General features: G+C 49.7%; 6 protein-coding genes (1 of these 6 cut by a window edge). 1 reads left to right on the top strand and 5 read right to left on the bottom strand.

Annotated elements, in window-relative coordinates:
• The 3 genes in view from ilvC to QT397_06335 are tightly spaced (at most 22 nt apart) and all read right to left on the bottom strand, a layout consistent with a single transcriptional unit that may run on beyond the window.
• Positions 1-457, bottom strand: the 5' end (the start) of a protein-coding gene (gene ilvC, locus QT397_06345; protein WNZ56964.1) for a ketol-acid reductoisomerase. Its footprint begins 569 nt before the window's first position; the window shows 457 of its 1,026 coding nt (coding positions 1-457); its start codon is at positions 455-457; the stop codon falls past the left edge of the window.
• Between the two features lie 22 nt (positions 458-479).
• Positions 480-971 carry an acetolactate synthase small subunit gene (gene ilvN / locus QT397_06340; GenBank protein ID WNZ56963.1) on the bottom strand — a complete coding sequence of 164 codons (492 nt, stop codon included), beginning with the start codon at positions 969-971 and terminating at the stop codon, positions 480-482.
• Between the two features lie 11 nt (positions 972-982).
• Positions 983-2,719, bottom strand: coding sequence for an acetolactate synthase 3 large subunit (locus QT397_06335; protein WNZ56962.1), 1,737 nt, complete (start codon positions 2,717-2,719; stop codon positions 983-985).
• Positions 2,720-3,170: 451 nt separating this feature from the next.
• On the opposite strand from QT397_06335, the gene QT397_06330 reads away from it, so the two are divergent.
• On the top strand, positions 3,171-3,629 hold the full coding sequence (locus tag QT397_06330; protein ID WNZ56961.1) for a DUF4124 domain-containing protein: 459 nt from the start codon (positions 3,171-3,173) through the stop codon (positions 3,627-3,629).
• Between the two features lie 16 nt (positions 3,630-3,645).
• Here QT397_06330 and QT397_06325 read toward each other — a convergent pair whose 3' ends face one another.
• Both QT397_06325 and QT397_06320 read right to left on the bottom strand, forming a co-directional pair.
• The gene (locus QT397_06325) at positions 3,646-4,725 is read right to left on the bottom strand and encodes a hypothetical protein (GenBank protein WNZ56960.1); all 1,080 of its coding nucleotides are present in this window, start codon (positions 4,723-4,725) and stop codon (positions 3,646-3,648) included.
• 30 nt (positions 4,726-4,755) lie between these two features.
• Positions 4,756-5,973 (bottom strand): hypothetical protein, encoded by a 1,218-nt coding sequence (locus QT397_06320; GenBank protein ID WNZ56959.1) that lies wholly within the window; start codon positions 5,971-5,973, stop codon positions 4,756-4,758.
• Positions 5,974-6,000: the final 27 nt, after the last annotated feature.

The following is a 6,000-nucleotide window of genomic DNA, read 5'->3' as shown; positions in this document are numbered from 1 at the left end:
CCGCAATCAAGGTAGGGACACCACCTCCCTCAAGGTAGGTCGATCGAACGGTATGGCCGGGCCCCTTGGGAGCAACCATAATGACATCGACATCCGCTGGTGGCTCAATCAATTCAAAATGCACATTAAAACCATGCGCGAAAGCCAGTGCTGCACCAGACTTTAAATTTGGAGCAACTTGCTCTTTGTAAATATTCGCCTGGTATTCATCCGGAGCGAGAATCATAACCACGTCGGCATCTTTCACCGCATCGACAACTTCAGCTACCTTCAAGCCCGCGCCTTCAGCCTTTTTCCAGGAAGCAGACCCCTCGCGCAACCCAACAACAACATTCGCTACACCAGAGTCTTTCAGGTTATTGGCATGGGCATGACCTTGAGATCCATAACCAATAATGGCTACTGTTTTTCCCTGAATTAAAGAAAGGTCACAATCTTTGTCGTAATAAACTTGCATCGCTCAATTCCTGCTTTTTGCTCTATACACTTAATACTTTTTCACCGCGGGCAATCCCGGAAACTCCGGATCGCACCACTTCCATAATTGTGTGCTCCCCCAGCGCCTGGAGGAACGCATCGAGTTTTTCGCCAGTTCCTGCCACCTGTACCGTGTACATACTGCTGGTGACATCGACGATCTGCCCGCGAAAAATATCGACACTGCGCTTCACCTCATCGCGCTGGGCACCATTGGCCCGCACTTTCACCAATAGCAGCTCCCGCTCGATATGAGAGCCTTCAGTGAGGTCCACCAATTTCACAACATCAATAAGCTTGTTTAGGTTCTTGGTAATTTGCTCAATCTTGTGATCATCACCAATCGTCACCAAAGTGAGACGCGATAAAGTCGCATCCTCAGTAGGCGCCACGGTGAGGCTTTCAATGTTGTAGCCACGCTGGGAAAACAAGCCAACAACACGGGACAATGCCCCAGGTTCGTTCTCCATCAGAACCGAAATTATTCTACGCATCGCCCTACCCTTTAAGTTCTCTCAGTTTTGCTCAGCCACATGTCACGCATGGAGCCATTTGGTAGCACTTGCATGGGATAGACATGCTCAGATGGGTCGACGTATACGTCGATAAATACAGTGCGATCCTTAATTGCAAAAGCTTCTTGTAACTTGTTGTGTAGGTCTTCACGACGCTCCACTTTCACTCCGACGTGACCGTATGCCTCGGCGAGTTTCACAAAATCAGGCAGCGATTCCTCGTAAACACTATTGGAAAGCCTTCCTTCATATTGCATCTCCTGCCACTGCTTCACCATCCCCAGAGCCTGGTTGTTAAGGCAGAGGATTTTTACTGGCAGATGATATTGGGTAGCCGTAGAAAGCTCCTGAATACACATCTGGATACTTCCCTCGCCAGTTACGCACACAACCTCTTTATCCGGGTGAGCTATTTTCACCCCCAAGGCTGCCGGTAAGCCGAAACCCATAGTCCCCAACCCACCGGAGTTAATCCAGCGGCGCGGCTTATCAAACAGGTAATATTGCGCAGCAAACATCTGGTGTTGCCCTACATCGGATGTCACAAAAGCATCACCCTCAGTAATGTCATACACCGCCTTGATCACATCCTGCGGCATTATCAGAGCACCATTAGTCTGATAACGAGGAGCCGTGTAGAGTCCGTGACGCTCACGCCAATCATCGATTTGGCGCCACCAGTCAACTATCGCGGAGTGATCCGGCTGCTCATCATTGGCTTTCAACGCTTCGAGCATCTCCCGAAGAACAGCCTGGACCGTGCCGACAATCGGGATATCGGCAACAATCGTTTTAGAGATCGAAGCCGGATCGACGTCGATATGAATAATTTTGGCACCCGGACAGAATTTGCCTGGAGTATTAGTCACCCGGTCATCAAAGCGCGCACCTACTGCCAGGATAACGTCGGCGTGATGCATGGCTGTATTTGCCTCGAAAGTGCCGTGCATACCAAGCATTCCCAAGAAACGCCTGTCACTACCAGGAAATGCTCCGAGCCCCATCAAGGTATTAGTCACCGGGTAGTTCAACTTTCTAGCCAGCTCAGTGAGAAGCTCGGCGCCGCCACCCTGCACCACTCCCCCGCCGGCATAAATCACCGGGCGGCGAGCTGACAGCAACATAGCAATCGCTTTGCGAATCTGGCCGCTATGCCCCTTACCGGCTGGGGTATAGGAGCGCATCCGCAATTTTTCAGGGTAGTGGTAGGGGAATCTCTCCGCCGGGTTGGTTACATCCTTTGGAACATCGATCACTACGGGACCGGGACGGCCAGTATTGGCGATAAAAAATGCCTTTTTGACAATCGTAGGAATATCTTCAGCATTTTTAACCAAAAAGCTGTGCTTCACGATCGGCCGCGAGCAACCGACCATGTCTGTTTCCTGAAACGCATCCTCACCGATCTTATCCCTGGGTACCTGGCCGGATATCACCACCATAGGGATAGAATCCATATAGGCCGTTGCGATGCCAGTAATCGCATTCGTAGCGCCGGGACCAGACGTCACCAGTACCACACCCGCCTTACCAGTAGACCGCGCATAACCATCCGCAGCATGGGTCGCACCCTGCTCGTGGCGCACGAGAATATGTTTAATCGACTTCTGCCGAAAAATAGCATCATAGATATGTAACGCTGAGCCGCCCGGGTATCCAAAAATCAGATCCACCCCTTCATCCTGCAGCGCGCGAACCAACATATCGCCGCCGGAAAGTAATTCCACTTGAGTCTCCTCAATTTTCCTGTTTTATAGGATAGCCATCACCGAAAACGTATAAAACGCCTACCAGCAAGAATGCCAGGCAGCAATTATAGGGGAAAATGGTGACAAATATCAGCCTGTTGCGTGTTTAGCTGCCGATTTTTAGGATGAACTGATCGCGCATAAACACCCAACCCCAAGTAAATCTACAAAGGTTCACTGCGGGGTTAGCAGGCCTCCAGGGGTGGGGAGGGCCACTCAGTGGAATTTCGATGGAGGGTGTTCCATCAGGGTTAGACTCAAAACCACGGGTGTGCGGTGAGATCTAGTCACTGAGTAAACCCCCGATTTTGCCAATTGAGCCCTAGCTGTCAATAGGTGTCCGCGAAAGTGTTAAGACAGTTACAGGAAAACCCGCCAGTATCGGTACAATAAGGGGACGGAAGGAACATCAACACAAGGGGTAAGCACCATGCGCATCTTACTGGCGCTATTGATTGCAGTAACAGCTACGACCGCTCAAGCCGACGGCATCTATAAATGGGTAGATGAAAATGGTGTTGTCCACTTCGGTGAGCAACCTCCAGGAGGCACCCAAGTGGACGTGATCAAAAAGCCCAAGTCAGAGCGCTATAAGAAATGGGAGGCTGAACAGGAGGCTGCCAAACCCCGAAAACCATCAATGCCAACCGCAGCAAAGCAACCTGAAAAGCAACTCGATGTACGTCAGCAAGAACAGGAAAAAGCAGCGCAAATGCAAGCCGCTCTTCGCGCTAAGCGCTGTGAGTCAGCACGAAAGTCTCTGAGTTCCTTGACCGCTCATTCTCGTATTCGCGCAGTCGACCAAAATGGAAATTATAGAAGCCTGGGTGAGGATGAGCGGCAGCAACGTATATCAACCGCTCAACAACGTATCCGAGATAACTGCTAAAGCCCCCCTATTCTCCCTACATTTCCTGGTAGGGAGTATCAGTAAATTGATCCAGGCTATAGCGTTCAGTGTAATAGCCTGGTTCAAAAGCACTATCCCTGGCCATAGGTACCGTCACCCTGGCAATACTCAATTGTTTCACCAGGTAGGGGCCGTCCTGCCCGGCATCGCGAATCAAGAGCCCATAAAACTCTAGGGGAATCCAGTGCCGCCCCGCCGTTAACTCAAGAGCATTTTGCGTTGTGCCTATCGGGGATTGCTCATCGTTATATAGGGAGCCCTGAAAATAGTAGCGCCCCTCTCTGCTGATATCGACTTCCGCCTCAATTAATAAATTGCCATCGGCGGTAACAGAATCCCGCAGCGATCCTGTATAGCTTCCCGTATCCTCAGAAAGGGTGAATGCTGCCGCATCTCGGAGACCATCAATATCCGTATCCACAATGACCTTAAAAATGCCCGCTTCCAGCACCTGGCTATTAAAGGAGCCCGCCTCCATCAATACTTCGTAGACTAAGTCTCCATCCGAATCACTAAAAGCCAAGGTACCCACGACTTGTTGGTCTTCGTAAACCAACAGCGCAGTCAGGTCAGCACTGACCCGATCTCCATCACTATCGGCCTGATAGGCAAAAACCCGAATAGTATCCCCACGCAAATAAAACTTTTCATCTGTCCATATAGTCAGAGAATCCCCTTCCTCACTGTGAGTGGTTCTTTCATCCACCGCAAATGTCTGAGTAATCGGGTCCTGTTCAGGAGTTTTAATTGCTCGGTTTTCTGGCGGATAGCGATGAAAGCGGGCCAGATCCGAGAGAAGGGATTCGTGTAACTCAGTCTTGTTGGGCAGGGACTGAATTCCCTTCCATAGTTTTACAGACTGATCCTCTTCCTCTTGCTCCAGTTCCGCCGGCTTAACGTTATCAGGCTTGCGGCTTCGGATAGATTGCTCTTCAGCTTTTGCTTTAGCTACAACAACGGGCGTCGCCTCTTCACCACCAGTTAGGGCCCAGTAACCCACCAGTCCAGTAACTACGGCCAGTACACCCCAGCCTGCCAGCCGGGCCTTTGAGCGATCTTTGCTTGATGTAGACATCAATACCTCCGAAGCCTTTTATTTTTTTAGTTAATTCGTGCAGGCTGAGATTCTACCCGCGCTGTTCTTTCCTGAACCACAGTCCAGTCCATCGGGAATAGAATCATAATCGGGGGATAGAATGCCACCGTTACGCTGCGCATCATGATCTGTATAGATACTGGCCAAATTGTAAGATCGAGCAGTGCCTTTACTGTCGTTGTCACAAGAAAAAATCGCGCTGCCGTATGCTACTCCAAACAGGGTTTCATATTCTTTGAGATTTGACCACAGATTGCGCTTGGCAGATCCGGAACAGTTCATTTGCGAAGCCAAATTAATGTAACCGTCATCCTCACCATTCAGCAGCATGGAGGTAGCACTTTCCACACCTGGGAAGCCCGCATAACCCCCAATGGTGTACACCGGCGCACCGAGATTAGTCCCCACATAATTTCTCACAGTGTAAACATCATTAGTCTGCATATAGCGAACCGCCGAACACTCACGCCCAAGAAATAGTGCGTTGACCAAATCGTCATACCAGCTTCCATTACATATCCGATCAACGCCTTCAGTTCCGGTAATTGCTCCCCCTGTGGTGAATATTGCAGCAACACCGCTGATAGCCGCATCAAAATCAACGCTCACTGCATAGCTTTCGTTAAGCCCTGCAACTCGAACTTCTTCTTCAACCGTTTTACAGGATTTACTGCCATACCAAGTCGTGGAACATTTTTTTACTTCTTGAATTTCTGTATTGCTATCGAACTGGTTGTAGGCGCGATTGTAGTATGGGGACCCTTCAACAGCGTTACCCGCGATATACATCATTTGGGCGGCACCCTGGCTGTGGGAAATAATCCAGAAAGTGTCCTCTGCTGAGCACTGGTTTTCGTGTTCAAACCGATCTCCCTGGCCAGAGCGGATCTCTATAATTTGACGAGCAATTTCACCCGCAGTCTCATCATGCCAGTAGGGAAATTCACCTTCATCAGTTGAGTTATAACCGACAACGCCGTAATTGCCGCCATCAACTAACAATTGCTCAATAAAATCACTGCTAGAATATTCGTCGAAAACCGCCTCACTCCAATAGTCCAGTGCTGGCTGCACTAAACTCCCATCATTACTTTCACTTGTAGTGTGTCCTTCGACTCCGTGTCCATGAACCAGGATATAGCAGTTTTCCGCTACCGCTGATGAAGCTCCAATTATCGCCGAGAAAAAAATAGACAGGCTTGTACCCAGCCTTTTAGACAGTGCCATTGTTATTTTCCTTTATTGTTTTAGTAA

Origin of the sequence: Microbulbifer sp. MKSA007 (assembly GCA_032615215.1) — a bacterium.
Taxonomy (GTDB): Bacteria; Pseudomonadota; Gammaproteobacteria; order Pseudomonadales; family Cellvibrionaceae; genus Microbulbifer.
Note: the sequence above shows the minus strand (reverse complement) of the source record. Positions and strands in the feature narration are given on the sequence as shown.